Consider the following 19,265-nt stretch of genomic DNA (forward strand, 5'->3'; position numbering starts at 1 on the left):
ATGGATACAATTACATACATACTTAAAATTATTTTTTCTTTAATCTTTATATTGCTGCTAATATATATTTTTTATAGCATAAGCAGCAAAAAACTCATAGGCTTAAAATCTACAGAAGCTATAAAGGTTATAGAAAGATTACCAATATCAAAGGATACTTGTCTTTTGGTAGTAAGCTTAGGAGACAGGGGTTACTTTTTGGCATCGGGACCTAAGGGCTTTGATGTTATTGACGAATTAACCTCAGAAGAGATTATGAAAATTCAAGAAGAGAGAACCTCAAAGGTTGAGAACAATAAAATTGAAATGGATAAGCTCATAGGAAAATTAAAAGTAAAGGATTGGCTGAGCAGATGATAAATACTAAAAGATTAATAAGGACAACTTTCATATTAGTAGCTTTGTTAGTTTTGACTAAGATAGCGCCAGTAAAAGCTGAATCCTTAATCGAATTACCAGATTTAACAGGAGGGGATTCTCCTTCAGCTTATGTGTCAAACATAAGACTAATGCTCCTTCTTACTGTACTAACCTTGCTGCCATCCTTTATTATAATGATGACCTCCTTCACTAGAATTATAGTAACCTTTTCCTTCTTAAAGGGAGCTATTGGCGTGCAGCAGTCAATACCAAATCAAATATTTATAGGACTAGCTCTCTTTCTTACAATATTTATTATGGCTCCAGTATACAATGAGATCAATACAGAAGCTCTGGTGCCTTTTATGAATGAAGAGATAAATCAGCAGGAGGCAATGGAGAGAGCCTCAGCACCAATACGAAGATTTATGCTAACTCAGACGAGAGATAAGGACCTAGAGCTCTTTGTGGAGTTGTCAGAAGTTAGCGAGGAAGAGCTGACTATGGAAAATATACCCTTACATATAGTAGTTCCAGCATTTATTATAAGTGAACTAAAAACAGCCTTCCAGATAGGCTTCTTATTGTATATACCTTTTCTAATTATCGACTTAGTCGTTGCAAGTGTTCTTATGTCAATGGGTATGTTTATGCTTCAACCTACAATAATTTCTCTGCCATTTAAGCTATTGCTTTTCGTTATGGTAGATGGTTGGAATATAATGGTTGAATCAATAATCAAAAGCTTTTTTTAGGAGGATAAATTATGAGTGAAAATATAGTAATAGGGGTAGTAAAGGATGCTATAACCACAGGCCTCATGGTAGCAGCTCCGATTTTAGCGGTGTCATTGTTGGTTGGTCTTATAATAAGTATATTCCAGGCAACAACTCAAATCCAGGAGCAAACCTTAACCTTTGTTCCTAAACTAATTGCTATAGCTGTTGTTGGAATATTTTTAGGTAACTGGATGCTACATAACCTTATAGGTTTTACCAATAGAATCTTTCAGCTAATCTCAACTATTACCCAATAGGTGATGAAGTGTTTGAAACTGAATATTTACTCATAACATTTTTAATTTCCTTAAGGCTAATAAGCTTTTTTATGGTTCTCCCAATACTCTTTCCTAAGGGAACACCCAATCAGATTAAAATTGCTTTATCCTTAGTATTGGCATTCATTATTTCTAGCTATTTTTATGATGCTGCTATAGACTTAACTAAAGCTTCAGCATTTATTATGGCAGTTATTAGTGAGACTTGTGCTGGTTTGTTCTTAGGAGTAGCTGTAAGCCTGACTATAGAAGCTATCAGGATTGCTGGTAGTCTATTAGACCTTTATGTGGGATTGTCGATGGTATCGCTCTATGATCCTACTACAAGCTCTAACAGTTCTTTAATCGAAAGGCTATTTTACTATATTGCTATTACAGTTTTTATAATAGCTGATGGTCATCATTTATTAATAAATATTATTATTGAAAGCTATGAAGCTGTAGCTCTTGGTAGTAATATCGTTTTTCAAGATAGTATCTGGATTATGCTTCAAGGCTTTATTAGCTATTTTGCTTTAGCAGTACAATTAGCAATTCCAGTAATACTCATAATATTAATCACTGATATAATAATGGGTTTAGTTTCTAGGTCTGTTCCTCAAATTAATGTGATGATATTAGGGCTTCCAATAAAGTTAATAGCTGGATTAGCTGCTATTTTGCTATTTCTTCCTTATCTCCTTAGGGGTATAGCATTAATTTTTGACAATATACCTACCAATATAAGGGATATATTAAAGGCTGTCCCAGTAATGCTTATCTTTGCTGCTGAGGAAAAAACTGAGGATGCTACACCAAGAAAAAAGCAAGAAGCACGAAAAAAGGGTCAAGTAGCCAAAAGTAAAGAAATGAATCAAGCCTTAACCCTGCTAGCATGTACTCTACTATTAGCTGGGTTCAGTGGATTTGTATCCGGTAGCTTAAGAGATACCTTTATACATTTTATTTCTATAGATTTCACAACAGGATTAGATTTTAAATTTCTTCAAAAAAACCTAATAACAGCCTTAGGGAGAATTGCAATTGCTTTGTTGCCAATTGTGATTCCAATAATGGTCATGGGAATATTTGCGAACTTTGTACAAACAGGATTTATATTTTCCACTAAACCATTAAAGCCTGAGTTTTCTAAGATTAATCCAATTAGCGGCTTTAAAAGAATGTTCTCTCAAAAGACAGGGATAGAGCTTATAAAAAACTTAGCTATCGTAGCTATAATAGCCTATAGTGGTTATGGATATTTAAAGGATAATTTTACAAAAATATTAACTGTAGGTAATCTATACCTGCCATCCTTGATATTTCAAATAAAAGAACTTTTTTTAGGGATTTTTCTTAAGGTTGTACTTGTATTAATAGTTATTGCAATAATTGACTTTATTTATCAAAGGTATAGCTTTAATAAAGAACTTAAAATGACAAAGCAGGAAGTAAAAGAAGAATATAAGCAAGATGAGGGTGATCCTCAGTTAAAATCAAAAATTAAACAGAAACAACGAGAATTCGCTACTAGGCGCATGATGCAGTCTATTCCTGAGGCTACAGTTATAGTCACAAATCCAACGCATTTTGCAGTAGCTTTAAAATATACAGATAATACAAATTCTGCTCCTAAGGTAGTGGCGAAAGGTGCTGACTATTTAGCAATGAGAATCAAGGAAGCTGCTAAAAAGAATAGTATACCTATAGTAGAGAATCGACCATTGGCAAGAAAGTTATATGATGAAGTAAGTATAGATAATGAAATACCACCAGAGTTATATAAAGGTGTAGCAGAAATATTGGCTGCTATATACAAACTAAAAAAAACTAGATAAAAGGTGATGTTACTACATGGCTGAAACAAGACAGGTAAATATAAAGAATAAAATTGATATAATTGTAGCCTTTAGTGTTATTGGTATAGTCATGATGATGATAATACCACTTCCAGCAGTAATATTAGATGTATTACTTGTAATCAATATAACAATATCCTTAGTAATCCTATTAATAACTATGTTCACCACAGAGGTGCTTCAGTTTTCTATATTTCCAACACTACTTTTGATTACTACTCTTTTTAGGCTAGGCTTAAATATTTCATCTACTCGATTGATCTTAAGAGATGGAGATGCAGGTTCAGTAATTGAGGCTTTTGGTAACTTCGTAACTGGAGGAAATTACATTGTTGGTATAATAATATTCTTAATTATTATAATTATACAGTTTATGGTAATAACTAATGGAGCTGGAAGAGTATCTGAGGTTTCAGCTAGATTTACTTTAGATGCAATGCCAGGAAAGCAGATGAGTATAGATGCGGACCTTAATGCTGGACTTATTGATGAACAAATGGCCAGGATTAGGAGGAGGAAGCTCCAGCAGGAGGCAGATTTTTATGGAGCTATGGATGGTGCATCGAAATTTGTAAAGGGTGATGCCATAGCTGGAATAATAATTACTGTGATAAACATTCTTGGAGGTATAATCTTAGGGATTGTACTTCTTAATATGGGAGCTTTAGAAGCCATGGAGAAATTCACCATTTTAACCATAGGAGACGGTTTAGTTAGCCAGATACCTGCACTTTTGATATCTACCGCCTCTGGTGTGCTTGTAACTAGAGCAGGCAGTGATGAAAATTTAGGAAATCAATTAGGAAGACAGCTTACTGCCTTCCCTCAGGTTATAGCCATTGCTTCTGTAGTTTTATTTGCCTTAGCTTTTACAGGACTACCTATGTTTCCTTTTTTACTCTTATCCTTTGCCTCTGGTATAAGTGCTTATCTTCTTTATAAGGATGAAAAAGAGCAGCTTGCTGCTAACATAGAAAGTGAGCAAGCAGAAATTACTGAGATCGAAAAGAGAGAGCCTGAAAATGTAGCTTCATTAATTTCTTTGGAACCCTTAGAAGTAGAAATAGGTTATGGTCTTATTCCCTTAGCAGATGATAGGAATGGTGGGGATCTCCTCCAAAGGATAGCTTCTGTAAGAAGACAATGTGCCATTGAAATGGGTATTATAGTTCAGCATATAAGAATTAGAGATAATCTTCAAATAAAAAATAATCAGTACAATATAAAAATCAGAGGTACAGTAATTGCATCCTCAGAGCTTATGGCAAATATGCTACTCTGTATGGATCCCTCTGGAGATAACAATCAAATTTCAGGAATAAAAACCCTAGAGCCTACTTTTGGCCTGCCGGCAGTTTGGATAAATAAGGATCAAAGAGAAGAAGCAGAAATACAGGGTCTCACTGTTGTTGATCCTACTACTGTAATGGTAACTCATTTGACTGAGGCAATTAAGTCTCATTCTTATGAGCTTTTGGGAAGACAAGAAACTAAACTCATAATAGATACGGTTAAGGAAAAATATAGTGCAGTAGTAGAGGAACTTATACCAGATCTTATGACCATTGGAGAAGTTCAAAAGGTCCTTCAAAATTTACTCCGAGAAAGAGTATCCATAAGAGATATGGCAACAATATTGGAATCCTTAGCTGATAATTCAAGAAATACAAGAGATATTGAACTCCTAACGGAATATGTTAGATATTCACTGAATCGAAATATCAGCAGTAGCTTGATTGATGAAAGTAGAAAGGTTATTGTAGCAACCCTTGCTCCTGAACTTGAAGTGATGCTTAGCAATAATCTACAGAAGACACCACAGAGCAGCTTTATCATGCTGGAGCCAGATAAAACGCAAAGACTCTTCGATAACATAAATAAAATAATTGATACCATTTATTTTAACAATAATCAGCCAGTTATTCTTGTTTCACCAAAGATAAGACCAGCATTTAAAAAGCTTATAGAGATGGTTTTTCCTCAAATAATGGTTATTTCTTTAAATGAGATACCTAATGACATAGAAATAAAAACTCAAGGGGTTGTGAATATTTAATGGTAGTTAAGAGATATACAGGAAATAACATAACTGAGGTAATGGCGAAAATTAAATCAGACATGGGAGGAGAGGCCTTAATTGTAAGTCAGAGAAAGGTAAGAAAGCAGGGGCTATGGGGGCTGTTTTCCAGCAAACTTATCGAGATTACCGCTGCTAAAGAGGAAAAAACTAGAGACGATGTAAATATAAATACCACTTCTTATTACTATGATAAAAGAATGGGACATCCTCATAATAACAGTGATAAAACCGAAGAAATACTCCGGGAGCTACAAAAATTAAAAAGTTCTATAGATGAATCAAAAGAAAAAGAATCACCTTTTAGGAAAATGCTTACGGAGCTTGATTTAAGTGATGAGTTAATAGAAGAAATAATAAATACTGTAAAAGAAGGGGACATTACAGAGGAAAAGGCACAGAAAAACCTACCGAAGCTACTAAAGCCCTATCTATCTGTCAGTAGCCGTGAACTTAAAGGTAATGTGGTTTTGGTTGGACCTACAGGGGTAGGGAAAACTACTACAATTGCAAAGCTCGCTGGAAGGCTATCTTTAATAGATAAGAAAAGTGTAGGATTAATTACTGTTGATACCTACAGAATAGGTGCAGTAGAACAATTAAAAACCTATGCAGAGATTATGAATATACCCTTTAAGGTGGTGGTGACTTTAAAGGATATGGAGGAAGCTATAAAGGAACTATCTCACTGTGATGTGGTACTTATTGATACTACTGGAAGGAGCTCAAAGAATTCAATGCAGATTTCTGAGCTGAGGGCCTTTATTGATAAAAGTAAGAGCAAGGATATCCATCTGGTAATAAGTGCGGGAACAAAGGATAAGGATGTAGTTAATATTATAGAAGCTTATAAAACCTTAGCCTATACAAGGTTGATAGTAACTAAGCTTGATGAAACAATGACCTATGGTGTAATCCTTTCAATAGCTAATGCTGCAAAGGTTCCAGTGAGCTATATAACTACAGGTCAGAATGTACCGGAGGATATTCAGGTACCTACAAAAGATAAGCTGGTGAGATTAATTCTTAAGGAGGACAACCTATGTTAGATCAGGCTGAAACCTTAAGACAATTAGCGAATCTCACAAATAAAGATATGCATTCTAAAATTATAACTATCGTTTCAAGGAATGTAGGAGAAGAGGATGGAAACTTTGCTTTAAAGTTAGCTGAAGCAATAGCTATAAAGGGGGAAAAAGTATTAATTATAATAGAGAAAAGTGAGGAAGCTTTAAATAAGGAGCAACCCTTTATTGATATGTTAAACTACAATTCCTCTATGACAAATTTAAAAAACAGCATAATAAATAGCCCTTTAGGGGTGAAGATATTACAAGGATTTTCAAAAAATAATAAAAATTCTTATGAATATAGAAAAATACAAGGTATAAAAGAACAGCTCCATAATATAGGAGATTTTAACTATATTTTAATTTACACTGGAGCAGATACAGATGATACTGCTTTATCTTATATCACCTTAAGTGACATGGTTTATGTGATTACTAATACACAGATTAATTCAATAACAGAGACCTATAGCTTAATTAAAGCTATAAATCACCATAAGCTTATGGATAAGGTTAAGCTTATAGTTTATAAGCCTAATAATATTCAGGAAGGCTACTATACATATAACAACATTAATAGTGTAGTGAAAAGATTTTTAGATATAGAAATTGAATATTCTGGTGTTATTTTAAGAAATTCGGCCTTAGATATACAGAGAATTGCTGGAGAAGTATTATCAAAAAAATTTTAAAAGATATTAAAGCTCAGGGGTGACAGCATGAAAGGGTTAAAAGCAAAGTTAAATGACAGAATAGAGATTATGTGGAATAAAAAGATATATAAAAGTACTGTCCAGGACATCAATCATGGGGAACTTACAATAAATATACCAGTTGCTGAGCTTGGATATTTGCCTGCTGCAGTGGGAGAGGTATTAAATATTATTCACTTTCAAGAGGATGGAGAGGTATACCAGTATTCTGAGGCTATAAAGGCTAGAAAGAATGAAGGGAAGCTAGCATATCTTATCATAAATTATCCAAATAGAGCACAAAAGGTTCAAAGAAGAGATTATGTGAGGGTTAAGTATAACCAAATAATTAAGTATACCAAGGGCAAAGACACAAAGGATATCAAGCTAATTAATAAAGGCTTCTTAATCGATCTAAGTGGCGGTGGAATGAAAGTTAAAATAAAGGAACAAATAAAAAGTGGAGAAAAAATAACTACAATAATTAATTATGGATCACATGAACTGAAGATAACAGGATCAGTAGTGAGGAGTGAAATAGATGCTCACGGGGAGAGGGTTTACGGTATAACCTTTGATGAGATAAGTTCATTTACTAGAGAAAGTATAATTAAAATTGTTTTTGACATTATGAGAAAACAGAGAGAACTTTTATAAGGGGGGGTTAGTGTGGCAATAGCTTCAGCGTTAGAGATAAAGGAAGATTTAGTTAGGAAATTTATACCTTTAGTAAAGTACATAGCTTCGAGAGTTATTATAGGGAAAAGTAAGTACATAGATTATGAAGATTTGGTTGGCTACGGTATGTTAGGTCTTATGGATGCTATAAAGAAATTTGATGAGACAAAAGGAATGAAGTTCTCTACATATGCGTCTATTAGAATTAAAGGGGCTATGATTGACCAGATAAGAAAAGATAGTCCAATTTCAAAAGGAGCAATGGACAAGCTTAATAGATACAATCAAACAGTAGACAAACTACAAAGTGAGCTGTTAAGAGAGCCTAGCAATCAGGAAGTAGCTATAGAAATGGGAATAAGCTTAGCTGATTTGTCAGAGATAGAGAACTATATAAATTATATTTCAATAGTATCTCTTGAGGATTTAATATTTTCCGAAGAGGACGATATTCCTCTAATTGGAACTATCGAGGATGACAAAAGTCCAAGCCCTGAAAAATCTTATGAAGAAAAAGAACAGCTAGAGTTTCTAGGAAAGGCTATTGAATTGCTTAAAGATAAGGACAGGCAGGTCCTAACCCTTTATTACTATGAAAATTTAACCCTTAAGGAAATAGGAAAAATACTTAATGTATCAGAATCTAGAGTATGCCAGCTCCATAGCAGAGCAATAATTCATCTAAGAAGTACACTTCAAAAGCTAAAATACCATGTATAGGTGAAGTAATGGAGATTCTAATCATTTTTTTAGGTCTAATATTAATAATAAGTAATTATAAAAAGGTGTTTAATGAAGAAAGTAGTACTACTTTTTCTAATGAGCTAAATATGAAGAAGGAAGATGAATTATCCTATAGGCTAATTGAACTTAGAAGTGAGATTGGAGAAAGCTTTTTAATTGAGCAGCAGGAAATTGAAGAGCTTAAAACTAAGATTGATAAGCTTAATGAAGATATAAGCTATTTAAAAGGGGAGATAAAGGATATAAACCTCCATAAGACGGTTAGTAAAAGGCTAAAGAATAAAAAAGATTCTGTGGACAATATAAAAGTAGAAAAAGTTCGTGAGCTATTAGCCGATGATATGTCTATTGAAGATATCTGTCATAAAACTGGAGCAGGGAAGGGTGAGGTCTTATTAATAAAAGAGTTGTTTCCACATTAAGCCAAATAATAAGAAAGCTTATAGATCCCAAAATATTATTTGGAATTGGCTTAGGTTTATTACTCAGCATAGTCTTATCCCTTCCATTTAAGATGGATAGTAAAATTGCAGATGAAATAATAGAAGAAAGAGCCAGAGAAATGGGAATGAAGTATCCTGATGAAATGAAGGTTATTGAAAAGGGGGACTAAGATAATGATAAGAGGATTATACACAGCTGTTTCAGGGCTTATAACCCAACAGTCTAAACAGGAAGTAGTTACAAATAACATTGCAAATGTAAATACTATTGGCTTTAAAAGTGATAAGATTGTTGCTGAAAGCTTTAAAGAGGTACTGATTCAAAATTATGATGGATCATCCAGGGGTGGGAAGAGACAGGAGTTAGGTGGATTATCTCTTGGTAGCAGAATAGATGAAACCATAACCTCCTTTACACAAGGTACAATCGAAGATACAGATAATGAAAGAGATTTTGCCATAATCGGTAGAGGATTCTTTACAGTGGAGAGAGATGGAAATCGTTTCTTTTCAAGAGATGGAAGCTTTAATGTTGATAATCAAGGGTTTTTGGTTAGTTCTACTGGAGATAGGGTTTTAGGAGTTAATTCTTCTAGCAATGAAATAACGCCCATATATGTTGGTAATAGTAATATAACCCTAAGTAATAATAATATCTATATAGACAATAATTTATCCTATAGCTTTTTTACTGTTGATTTTGATAGCTATGATAACTTGGAAAAGATAGGAGATAACCTGTATAGTGGAGACGGTAGCTTTAGGGCAAATTGTGAGGTGAAGCAAAATGCATTAGAGAAATCTAATGTGAATGTCGTTAATGAGATGCTAGAGATGATGACTGTAATGAGAAATTTTGAGAGTAATCAAAAGGTAGTGCAGATAATTGATGAAACCTTAAGCAAGGCTGCCAATGAAGTAGGACGAATATAATTATCATTAAAAGGAGGATTACCTTTGAGAATTTTTTGGAACGGGAAAACTGCAATGAATGCTAATCAAGAAAAGCTTGATGTTATTTCTAATAATTTGGCTAATGTAAATACCACTGGTTATAAAAAGCTTGATGTAAATTTTACTGACCTTATGAGTGAAACCTATAATAAGCTTGGTTATCCTACTAATTCAGAAAAGGCTTTTACAGGTACTGGTGTAAAAACAACTGAAGCACTGAGGACTTTTACACAGGGAAGTCTAACGGAAACCTCTTTAAGGACAGATTTAGCAATAGATGGATCAGGATTCTTCAGGATGGAAAAGCCTGATGGAACCATTGCTTATACCAGAAGTGGAAGCTTAAATTTAGATGGATATGGTAGACTTACCGATGGACGAGGTAATTTATTGTTTCTATCCTTTAAGGAAGGCTATGGTTATGACAATGTACAATTTACTTCTGACAATTTAACTGTAAATAAAAATGGTGAAATAGCTATTAAAAGAGGAGAAGAATATCAGATAGTGGCTACTATACCTCTTTACACTCCTGTGGGAGATAGTGCACTTTATTCTGTAGGTGAAAGCTTATATCAAATGCAGGAAGGATCCCAAATGGTCATGGGGGGAGATGGAGATATCCTTCAAGGGTATATTGAAAATTCAAACGTTGATATGGGTGAAGAATTCACCGATATGATAATAACACAAAGAGCTTATCAATTTGGGGCAAAGATTGTAGAAACTGCCGATGAAATGTGGGCTATGATAAATGATTTAAGAAGATAGTGAATAGGTGAAAAAACTCGTATTATAATGTAGCTCCTTGAATATATATAAGTATAATCGGTAAGGAGTGAGAATATGGGAATAGGTTATACCTTAGGCTGCCTGCTCAGCATATTATTATGGTCATTAAAAAGAAGTGCTATCTTCAGTAAAATTGAAGAAGTAGGAGATAAATATAATAAAATAAGGGTATTAGTTTATTTATTTTATCTATTGTTACTTATAATGGGAGTATGGTTTTTTATAAATTTTAATAACGAGTGGACAAGTTTTCTTGTTGCTTTTATGGTTATTGATATTAGCAACAGCGAAAAAAATAACATAAATGCTTCAGAAATAAAATTTCATAAAACCATTGCGCTTAATTGTAAGGCTTTAGTCAGCGGTTTTATAGCCCCTCTTTTTTATATATTAGTACTTGGTAACTATATGGGCTTTATTTACTTTACACTTTTCAATATTGCTCTACAAGGTAATTATAGAAAGCTCTCTTATATAGTAAATTTTTTAACCATTATTCCTGCTTTTATAGCTCAAGTAATACTTTACGTAATTGCACTTGTTCTAGGTTGCAAAACTATAGATTTCAAAGGAGATTATTTAGAAAATTCTTTTAGAAGGCCCTTTTTAAATTTAGAGGTAATTGCAGCATCAATAGAAAGCGTGAGCTTTTATTATTACTTTCAGGAAGATGAAGATGGTTACATCAAGGCATATGGAAAAGAGAAGAATAGGATTTCTATAAAAAATATAGTTCACTATACAGGCATATTATATACAGCTTCCTTTGTGAGTTATATTGCATTCATGGTAATTTGTTTAAGCAAATAAAAAGAGACAGGGCTTATCATTAAAATGCTCCTTCTATTTACTGAAGATTATATCTTAATGCTCAGTAATAATATGAAGAGATTAATTAATGGGCTCTGTCTTGTTTATTTAGTTCTTTTTATGTAATGTTATCTCAGCCGTAAGGGGAGGTATTATTTGTTTCTTTCTTGAAACGACTCCTGGTAGATAAGAAGAATTATCCTTAATGGTTACGCCAAAGGCTTTTTCGATAACATCTTTTTTGGAACCGACAGCATATATCTGTGAGCCTTTATTGAGTATATCTGTAAGCATTAATAATACAACCTTTAAGCCAGCATCCTTACTTTTTTTCTCCATATAATTTAGCATATCGTCCTTAATTGGCATAAAGCCCTCTCTATCCATGGTATAAACCTGTGCTACACCGATTTTTACATCTTCAATAGTGAAGGTCTTAAAATCTTGATGGAAAATTTCTTCTATGGTCTTTCCCTTCAGTGAGGTACCTGCCTTAAACATTTCCTGAGCAAATTCATCACTATCGATATGAGCTATATCACATAATCTTTTTAAGATCATAGCATCCTTTGGAGTGGTAGTTGGTGACTTTAACAAAAGAGTATCAGAGATTATAGCTGCTGCTAATAAGCCTGCTGCCTGCTTTGATGGTCTTATTCCATTTTCAAAAAAGCATGAAGCTACAATGGTGGAGGTACTTCCTACGGGCTCATTTCTAAAGTATATAGGTGTAAGAGTTTGAATATCAGCCACTCTATGATGATCTATTATCTCTATTATTTCTGCATCTTCAAGACCATGAACTGATTGACTTCTTTCATTATGATCTACCTGAATAACCTTCTTTTTATGATTAGAAATAAGATGATATCTAGATATCATTCCAATGACCTTGTTGCTTTCATCTAGGACAGGATAGCTTCTATACCTGGTTTGAATCATGATATCTTTAATATCCTCAACTAGCTCCTCTACAGAAAAGGCAATGAGATTACCTTTTGCCATCACATGCTTTACTGGAATACTCTGAACGATGAGCCTTGAGGCTGTAAAGGTGTCATGAGGAGTAGAAATTATTGTTACTCCATTAGCCTCAGCCTTCTCCTTGAGCTCAGGACTTATTTCATGGGAAAAGGCTAATATCATCAAAGAGATTTTTTTGTCAATAAGAAGGCTTTGTGCTTCATCTCTATCTCCAACAATTACTATATCTCCCATTTCTACAACGTCCTTAAGCTTAGATGGCTCCATATCAGCTACTAAAATCTTTCCTCTAAAATCAGGGGGGGTATTGCATTCAGTTATAAGGACGCCTGATAAGGTATCTAGTATATTATCGATAGAAGCGTTGCTTTTAGATAAGATAGTGTTATCCCAAATATCCATAAAATTTGTTGTTAAACTAGATACTGATAAAATTCCAATTAAATAATCATTATCATCTACCACAGGAAGTGACTTGAGATTATTGCTTTTCATAATATTCCAAGCCATTTTTAAAGAAATGTCAGGAGCAATCGGGTGGATTTTATCAATGTTTAAATCACCCACCTGCAGCTTAACCGTTTCTAATAAAGGAGGCTTTGGAACACCGAAATAATCTAATATAAACTGAGTTTCTCTATTAGGCTCACCCAGTCTAACAGCTTGCGCCTTTATGGAACCTGTCTTGTTTTTAAATTCTGCATAACCAATTGCTGCACATATGGAATCAGAATCTGGGTTTCTATGACCAGTGACATATATAAGATCCTTCAAATTAACATCCTCCTTCGAAATTATTTTAAAATTTACATATCTGCAACTATTATTTTACTTCCTAAATGATAAATTGTCACCTATATATTATGGAAATTATAAAAGGTGTATAAATTATGACAATATCTCGGTATACCAGTACAGTGCACTGCATAATATTACTTATATATTAATATAGATATTTATATGATTAGAAGGGAGTGTACTAGTTGATACAGGAGAAGGAACTTCATAGAGGATTAAGCAGTGAGGAAGCAATGAAAAGGCTCTCAGCCTATGGAAGTAATAGCATAATTGAAAAGAAAAAAATATCACCTATATTTATTTTATTGGCTCAATTCAACGATTTTATAATTTGGGTATTATTAGCAGCTACAATAGTATCTGGACTCATGAGAGAGATGTCCGATGCAATTACTATACTAATAATTGTTTTTATAAATGCTGTTTTAGGCTTTATACAAGAATATAGGACAGAAAAGTCCTTAGAGGCATTAAAGAGTCTGGCAGCTCCTACCTGCAAGGTTATAAGAGATGGTAAAGTGAGAGTGGTAAATGCAGAAGAGATCACTATAGGTGATATAGTGCTTCTGGAAGCAGGAGATAGAATTCCTGCTGATGGTGTACTCATTGAGTGTAGTGGTGTGTTAGTGGATGAATCTCTCCTTACAGGAGAATCCATGGGGGTAAGTAAATCTACTACGGGAAAAAATAATTATGTGTATATGGGTACAACTATTTTAAAGGGTAGGGGTAAGGTGAAAATAGCTCAGATAGGCATGAAAACTGAGATGGGTAAGATAGCTGATATGCTTCAATCTATAGAAGAGGAAAAATCACCCATAAAAATAAAGCTCAATCATCTTGGAAAAATAATGGTAGTTATATGTCTTGTAATATGCGCTGCTGTGACGGCTTTAGGAATATTAAGGGGACAACCAGTCGGAGAGATGTTTCTGCTAGGAGTTAGTTTAGCGGTAGCAGCTATACCAGAAGGGCTTCCTGCTATTGTTACCGTTTCATTAGCATTAGGTGTATCCAGGATGCTTAAGAGAAATGCCTTAATAAGAAAGCTTCCTGCAGTAGAAACCTTAGGCTGTACATCTGTTATTTGCAGTGATAAAACAGGAACCTTAACAGAAAATAAGATGTCTGTAATGGCGATATTTGTAGATGGGAAGATAGTTGATATTATAAAAGATAAAATACCAGAAGTTCCTGTAATGAAGAAGGCATGTTTATATTGCAGTGATTGTATTATAACCTTTGATGGTAAAGATATAAATAAGCTTGTACAAGGGGATCCTACAGAGACTGCATTAATAAAAGCTTTTTATACCAGTGGTAGTGAGATGAAAGCTTATTTAGACAAAGCAATTAGAACCTTTGATCTTCCTTTTGATTCTAATAGAAAGCTTATGTCAGTAGTTATTAGAGAAGGGGGTAAGGAAACCTGCTATGTGAAAGGGGCTCCAGAAAAGCTCATTGAAAGATGCTCCTTCATATTGGAAAATGGCCAAGTAGTACAGTTAACTAATTCAAAGAAGATGGAAATATTAAAAAATATAGAAACTATGTCTTCAAAGGCTCTAAGATGTATAAGTATAGCTTATAAGGAAAAAGGGATTAGCTATAATAATTTTTTGGAAAGTGAGCTTGTTTATGTAAGTACCTTAGGGATTATGGATCCACCTAGGAAGGAAGTAAAGGAAGCTGTATTAAAATGCAGAATTGCAGGGATAAGACCTATAATGATTACAGGAGATCATAAAAACACAGCCTATGCTGTTGCAAAGGAGCTGGATATCTGTTACAAGCCAGAGGAGGTTATGACAGGAGAAGAGCTGGAGAAAATTGATGACAATGACCTTAAAAATGTAGTATCTAAAATAAGGGTTTTTGCAAGGGTTACTCCTAACCATAAGCTTAGAATTGTAAGGGCTTTTAAAAGCAACAATAATATAGTAGCCATGACAGGAGACGGTGTCAATGATGCTCCGGCAGTAAAGGAAGCGGATATTGGCGTATCTATGGGAATATCAGGTACCGATGTTACAAAAGAGGCATCATCTATGATACTCTTAGATGATAACTTTAGCAGCATAGTTTCAGCTGTAGAGGAAGGTCGTGTCATTTACGATAATATAAGAAAGTTTATAAGATATCTTCTATCCTGCAATCTGGGTGAGGTTTTAACCATGTTTTTAGCCTCCTTGTTTTACTTAGAGAATCCTTTAAGCCCAATTCAGATTTTATTTGTTAACTTAGCTACAGATGGGTTACCAGCTATGGCTTTAAGTGTTGATCCGCCAGATATTGATGTTATGGGACAAAAGCCTAGAGAAAAGAAAGAAGGAATATTTGCAAGAGGGCTAAGCGAAAAGATTGTGATTAGAGGGGTGCTTATAGGTACCTGTACCCTACTTTCTTTTATATATGGTAAATATTATGGCTATAGCTTAGATACCTGTCGTACAATGGCCTTAGGTACACTGGTTTTATCGCAATTATTTCATGTATTTGAATGTAGATCAGAGAGACATTCTATATTTGAGATTAAGATATTTACAAATCCTTATCTGCTAGGTGCTGTGGCTGTATCAGTGTTAATGCTCTTGGCTGTAATATATATAGACTTTTTTAATAATATATTTGAAACTACTACCTTAGGACTTGGTCAATGGCTCACTGTTATATTCTTCTCAGGGATTATAGGGATTATGAATAGCTTATATCTATTTTTTAAGACAAAAAAATAATCAAATATATAAACCGTCATAGAATATTATCTATGACGGTTTATATATTTTTAAAAATTTTATCTCATTTTTTGATTTCTCTGCATTTGTCTCTTGATTTGATTTTGCTGACCCTCTACTGGTACTAAATTCTTTTTAGTAGTTAGATTCATTATATTCATTATTTCAATAACTTCTCTACTCTCTTTTGCTTTTTTACTCTTTTTTCCTTTTAATCCCTGAACAACAAGATAATTACCCTGATTAATACTCATAAAGGAAGGCTTCTTAAACCATTTATGTTTATTATAAACACATTTAGTAACATTCTTGCTTCTTTCCGGTTTGATTAATAAAACAGCAGTAATTTTATGAAAAATCCAAAGTATTGTTTTTTCTTCAACCTTTACAGAAACAACATTTCCTTGAACCTGTGCCAGTCTATCACCATATTTCTTTATATATGATTCCGTATAATATTTAGCTAGCTTATCTTTAAACCCCATTTTAATACTCCTTTTCCTGTTATTTAAAATAATGCCAATGTGTAGCATATCCTTTAAGGTGGATAGCTAAAAGTATTATATCATAATACAGAAATCTATGAAATACCTTCTTATAATAATAGACTTATTTCTTCTGATAGGGTAATATATCTTTAGATTACAAAAATGAGGGAGGTAAATCGATGAATAAAGAAAAATTAGCAAAAATGATTGATCATACTCTTTTAAAAGCAGATGCCTTAGAAGAACAGGTTAAAGAACTATGTAGAGAGGCTAAAGAGTATAATTTTGCTTCCGTTTGTGTTAATCCAGGCTATGTTTCCTTGTGTGCAGAGGAGTTAAAAAATACTGATGTTAAGGTGTGTACAGTAATAGGCTTTCCTTTGGGAGCAACAACTACTGAGGTTAAAAGCTTCGAGACCAAGGATGCCATTGAAAAAGGCGCTCAAGAGGTAGATATGGTTATAAATATAGGGAAACTTAAGGATAAGGATTATCTATATGTGAAAAATGATATAGAAGAGGTTGTGAAGGCTGCTAAGGGAAAAGCTTTAACTAAGGTGATTATCGAGACTTGTCTTCTTACAAAGGAAGAGAAGATTAAAGCCTGTGAACTGGCTAAGGAAGCAGGAGCAGATTTCGTAAAGACTTCTACAGGCTTTTCCACTGGTGGAGCAACTCTTGAAGATATAAAATTAATGAGAGAAACAGTAGGACCTGACCTTGGTGTAAAGGCATCTGGGGGAGTAAGATCCTATCAGGACGCTATAACCATGATAGAAGGAGGAGCTACCAGAATCGGTGCTTCAGCCTCCATTGCCATCTGTGAAGGATTAGAGAGCGAAGGAAGTTATTAAGAGTAAATTAAAATAAAACCATTCCTATATTATAAGCTTCTATTAAATAATAAGACCCTTTAATATGTAGAAAGCTTAAATTTATAGGGGTGGTTTTTTTGTATTTATAAGAGTATTATAACGATTAAATACAAGAAAAGGAAAATATTGAGTAATATTTTACAGTTAGCATTGACAAAAATTATAAAATAAAATAATATATATGGTAAAAGAAGGTAAAAATTCAATAATATAGTAGCTTGTCTATATTATTATGGAGGTGAACTCTTTAGAGGATATATGGTTATTAACTTAAAAAAAGAAGGATTAAATTTAATTGCTGAATTAAGAGGAGAGCTTGATCATCATAGTGCTGAGGAGATAAGAAATAAAATTGATGATGCTATAGAGAGAGATAAGATTCAAAATTTAATTATGAGCTTTGAAGGAGTTACTTTTATGGATTCCTCGGGTATTGGAGTAGTAATTGGTAGATATAAAAAGCTTTCCATAAGAGGTGGAAAGCTATTAGTTACAGATATTAACACAACTATAGGAAAGGTCTTTGAGCTTTCAGGTCTGTATAAGATTATTAAAGTATATGCATCCATAGAGGAAGCGCTAAGAAGTGTTTAATGGGGGAACAGTGATGAATAATTATATGAAAATTGAATTTTTGAGTAAGTCTCAAAACGAAGGGTTTGCCAGAGTTTCTGTAGCTGCTTTTGTATCACAGCTTGATCCAACCATTGAAGAACTATCTGATATTAAAACAGCGGTTTCTGAAGCTGTTACTAATTCAATTATACATGGATATGAAAATAGAGAGGATGAAAAAATTATCATTGAAGTGCATTTAAGTAAGAATGAAATTGTAATCTCTATAGAGGATCAAGGAGTTGGGATCAAAAATCTAGAAGAAGCCATGCAACCATTATTTACATCTCGGCCAGATCTAGAGAGATCAGGAATGGGCTTTACAGTAATGGAAACCTTTATGGATAATCTAGAAGTAATCAGTGAGGTTAATAAAGGTACAAAGGTAATAATGAAGAAAACTTTTCATTCAGTAAGTTAGGTGAATACCATGGATGACAGCTTATTGAATAAACAAGAATACAGCTATGACGATAATGGAGAATTAATAAGGCTTGCCAAGGAAGGTAGTAAGGTGGCAATGAATACCCTGATTGAGATGAATATACCTTTAGTTTCCTCAATCAGTAAAAAGTTCATGAACAGAGGCTATGATTACGAGGATATCTTTCAAATAGGTTCTATGGGGCTTGTAAAAGCAATTAATAACTTTGATAGCTCTTATAACGTAAAATTCTCTACTTATGCCGTTCCTATGATTATGGGCGAGATTAAACGTTTTCTAAGAGATGATGGGATGATAAAGGTTAGTAGAAATACGAAGAACCTAGCTAGGAAGCTCCACTATGATAAGGAAGAGCTTACCAAAAGGCTTGATAGAGATCCAACCTTAGAGGAATTGGCGGAGTTTTCGCAGGTTGAAAAGGAAGAAATTGTATTTGCTCTTGAATCATCTAATAGTCTCCAATACCTCTATGATACTATTCATCAAGATGATGGATCTCCTGTACTTTTAATTGATAAGCTCAGTGAGAATGTGGAAGAAGACAAAAATATGACTGACAAACTGGCCTTAAAGGAAGCCTTGAGAAACTTAGATAGCAAATCAAGGCAAATTATAATGCTCCGATATTTTAAGGATAAAACTCAAACCCAGGTTGCTAATATGCTTGGAATAAGCCAGGTGCAGGTGAGTAGAATCGAAAAGAAGGTATTAAAAATGATGAGGGAGAGATTGATGGAATAAGGCATCTATATTGGTGTCTTATTTTTTTAAACTTTTTGTCCTTTTAGACGATAACCTAAGGGAAGGAGG

Annotated in this window: 20 protein-coding genes; 18 read left to right on the forward strand and 2 right to left on the reverse strand. The window is 33.7% G+C overall.

Features of this window, described 5'->3' with window-relative positions; all coding sequences use genetic code 11:
• The 13 genes from ACPWSR_RS15580 to ACPWSR_RS15640 all read left to right on the forward strand — a co-directional run bounded on the left by ACPWSR_RS15580 (nt 1) and on the right by ACPWSR_RS15640 (nt 11,515).
• Complete coding sequence (locus tag ACPWSR_RS15580; RefSeq protein WP_426349146.1) at nt 1–357, forward strand: flagellar biosynthetic protein FliO; 357 nt, start codon at nt 1–3, stop codon at nt 355–357.
• Nucleotides 354–1,115 carry a flagellar type III secretion system pore protein FliP gene (fliP, locus tag ACPWSR_RS15585; protein WP_426349147.1) on the forward strand — a complete coding sequence of 254 codons (762 nt, stop codon included), beginning with the start codon at nt 354–356 and terminating at the stop codon, nt 1,113–1,115. Before ACPWSR_RS15580 ends, fliP begins: the two co-directional genes overlap by 4 nt.
• Before the next feature lie 11 nt (nt 1,116–1,126).
• Entirely contained in the window at nt 1,127–1,396 is a 270-nt protein-coding gene (gene fliQ / locus ACPWSR_RS15590) for a flagellar biosynthesis protein FliQ (RefSeq protein WP_426349148.1), read from the forward strand.
• An 8-nt stretch (nt 1,397–1,404) separates the two neighbouring features.
• On the forward strand, nt 1,405–3,234 hold the full coding sequence (locus tag ACPWSR_RS15595; RefSeq protein WP_426349149.1) for a fused FliR family export protein/FlhB family type III secretion system protein: 1,830 nt from the start codon (nt 1,405–1,407) through the stop codon (nt 3,232–3,234).
• Nucleotides 3,235–3,250: 16 nt separating this feature from the next.
• The gene (gene flhA, locus ACPWSR_RS15600) at nt 3,251–5,311 is read left to right on the forward strand and encodes a flagellar biosynthesis protein FlhA (RefSeq protein ID WP_426349150.1); all 2,061 of its coding nucleotides are present in this window, start codon (nt 3,251–3,253) and stop codon (nt 5,309–5,311) included.
• Nucleotides 5,311–6,381 (forward strand): flagellar biosynthesis protein FlhF, encoded by a 1,071-nt coding sequence (flhF, locus tag ACPWSR_RS15605; RefSeq protein ID WP_426349151.1) that lies wholly within the window; start codon nt 5,311–5,313, stop codon nt 6,379–6,381. Before flhA ends, flhF begins: the two co-directional genes overlap by 1 nt.
• Nucleotides 6,375–7,094: a hypothetical protein gene (locus ACPWSR_RS15610; protein WP_426349152.1), complete on the forward strand. Its 720-nt coding sequence runs from the start codon at nt 6,375–6,377 to the stop codon at nt 7,092–7,094. The genes flhF and ACPWSR_RS15610 overlap by 7 nt, the downstream gene beginning before the upstream one ends.
• Before the next feature lie 27 nt (nt 7,095–7,121).
• Nucleotides 7,122–7,751 carry a flagellar brake protein gene (locus tag ACPWSR_RS15615; protein ID WP_426349153.1) on the forward strand — a complete coding sequence of 210 codons (630 nt, stop codon included), beginning with the start codon at nt 7,122–7,124 and terminating at the stop codon, nt 7,749–7,751.
• Nucleotides 7,752–7,763: 12 nt separating this feature from the next.
• A complete protein-coding gene (locus tag ACPWSR_RS15620; protein ID WP_426349154.1) occupies nt 7,764–8,492 on the forward strand; it encodes a FliA/WhiG family RNA polymerase sigma factor in 729 nt (242 codons plus the stop codon).
• A gap of 8 nt (nt 8,493–8,500) precedes the next feature.
• A complete protein-coding gene (locus ACPWSR_RS15625) occupies nt 8,501–8,938 on the forward strand; it encodes a hypothetical protein (protein WP_426349155.1) in 438 nt (145 codons plus the stop codon).
• 195 nt (nt 8,939–9,133) lie between these two features.
• Nucleotides 9,134–9,892: a flagellar hook-basal body complex protein gene (locus ACPWSR_RS15630; protein WP_426349156.1), complete on the forward strand. Its 759-nt coding sequence runs from the start codon at nt 9,134–9,136 to the stop codon at nt 9,890–9,892.
• A 24-nt stretch (nt 9,893–9,916) separates the two neighbouring features.
• Entirely contained in the window at nt 9,917–10,684 is a 768-nt protein-coding gene (locus ACPWSR_RS15635) for a flagellar hook-basal body complex protein (RefSeq protein ID WP_426349157.1), read from the forward strand.
• Nucleotides 10,685–10,759: 75 nt separating this feature from the next.
• A complete protein-coding gene (locus ACPWSR_RS15640; protein ID WP_426349158.1) occupies nt 10,760–11,515 on the forward strand; it encodes a hypothetical protein in 756 nt (251 codons plus the stop codon).
• A 108-nt stretch (nt 11,516–11,623) separates the two neighbouring features.
• On the opposite strand, the gene ACPWSR_RS15645 is transcribed toward ACPWSR_RS15640, so the two are convergent.
• Nucleotides 11,624–13,273, reverse strand: a complete 1,650-nt coding sequence (locus ACPWSR_RS15645) for a putative manganese-dependent inorganic diphosphatase (protein WP_426349159.1) — start codon at nt 13,271–13,273, stop codon at nt 11,624–11,626.
• Nucleotides 13,274–13,482: 209 nt separating this feature from the next.
• Here ACPWSR_RS15645 and ACPWSR_RS15650 point away from each other — a divergent pair, with 209 nt between their 5' ends.
• Complete coding sequence (locus ACPWSR_RS15650; RefSeq protein ID WP_426349160.1) at nt 13,483–16,032, forward strand: calcium-translocating P-type ATPase, PMCA-type; 2,550 nt, start codon at nt 13,483–13,485, stop codon at nt 16,030–16,032.
• Nucleotides 16,033–16,091: 59 nt separating this feature from the next.
• On the opposite strand, the gene ACPWSR_RS15655 is transcribed toward ACPWSR_RS15650, so the two are convergent.
• A complete protein-coding gene (locus ACPWSR_RS15655) occupies nt 16,092–16,517 on the reverse strand; it encodes a hypothetical protein (RefSeq protein ID WP_426349161.1) in 426 nt (141 codons plus the stop codon).
• A gap of 182 nt (nt 16,518–16,699) precedes the next feature.
• Here ACPWSR_RS15655 and deoC point away from each other — a divergent pair, with 182 nt between their 5' ends.
• The 4 genes from deoC to sigF all read left to right on the forward strand — a co-directional run bounded on the left by deoC (nt 16,700) and on the right by sigF (nt 19,196).
• On the forward strand, nt 16,700–17,374 hold the full coding sequence (gene deoC, locus ACPWSR_RS15660; protein ID WP_426349162.1) for a deoxyribose-phosphate aldolase: 675 nt from the start codon (nt 16,700–16,702) through the stop codon (nt 17,372–17,374).
• Nucleotides 17,375–17,653: 279 nt separating this feature from the next.
• A complete protein-coding gene (gene spoIIAA / locus ACPWSR_RS15665; RefSeq protein ID WP_426349163.1) occupies nt 17,654–17,989 on the forward strand; it encodes an anti-sigma F factor antagonist in 336 nt (111 codons plus the stop codon).
• 13 nt (nt 17,990–18,002) lie between these two features.
• Nucleotides 18,003–18,431 (forward strand): anti-sigma F factor, encoded by a 429-nt coding sequence (spoIIAB, locus tag ACPWSR_RS15670; protein WP_426349164.1) that lies wholly within the window; start codon nt 18,003–18,005, stop codon nt 18,429–18,431.
• Nucleotides 18,432–18,440: 9 nt separating this feature from the next.
• Complete coding sequence (gene sigF, locus ACPWSR_RS15675) at nt 18,441–19,196, forward strand: RNA polymerase sporulation sigma factor SigF (protein ID WP_426349165.1); 756 nt, start codon at nt 18,441–18,443, stop codon at nt 19,194–19,196.
• The last annotated feature ends 69 nt before the right edge of the window (nt 19,197–19,265 follow it).

The organism is Alloiococcus sp. CFN-8 (assembly GCF_049943125.1).
Taxonomy (GTDB): Bacteria; Bacillota; Clostridia; order Clostridiales; family Clostridiaceae; genus JAEXZL01.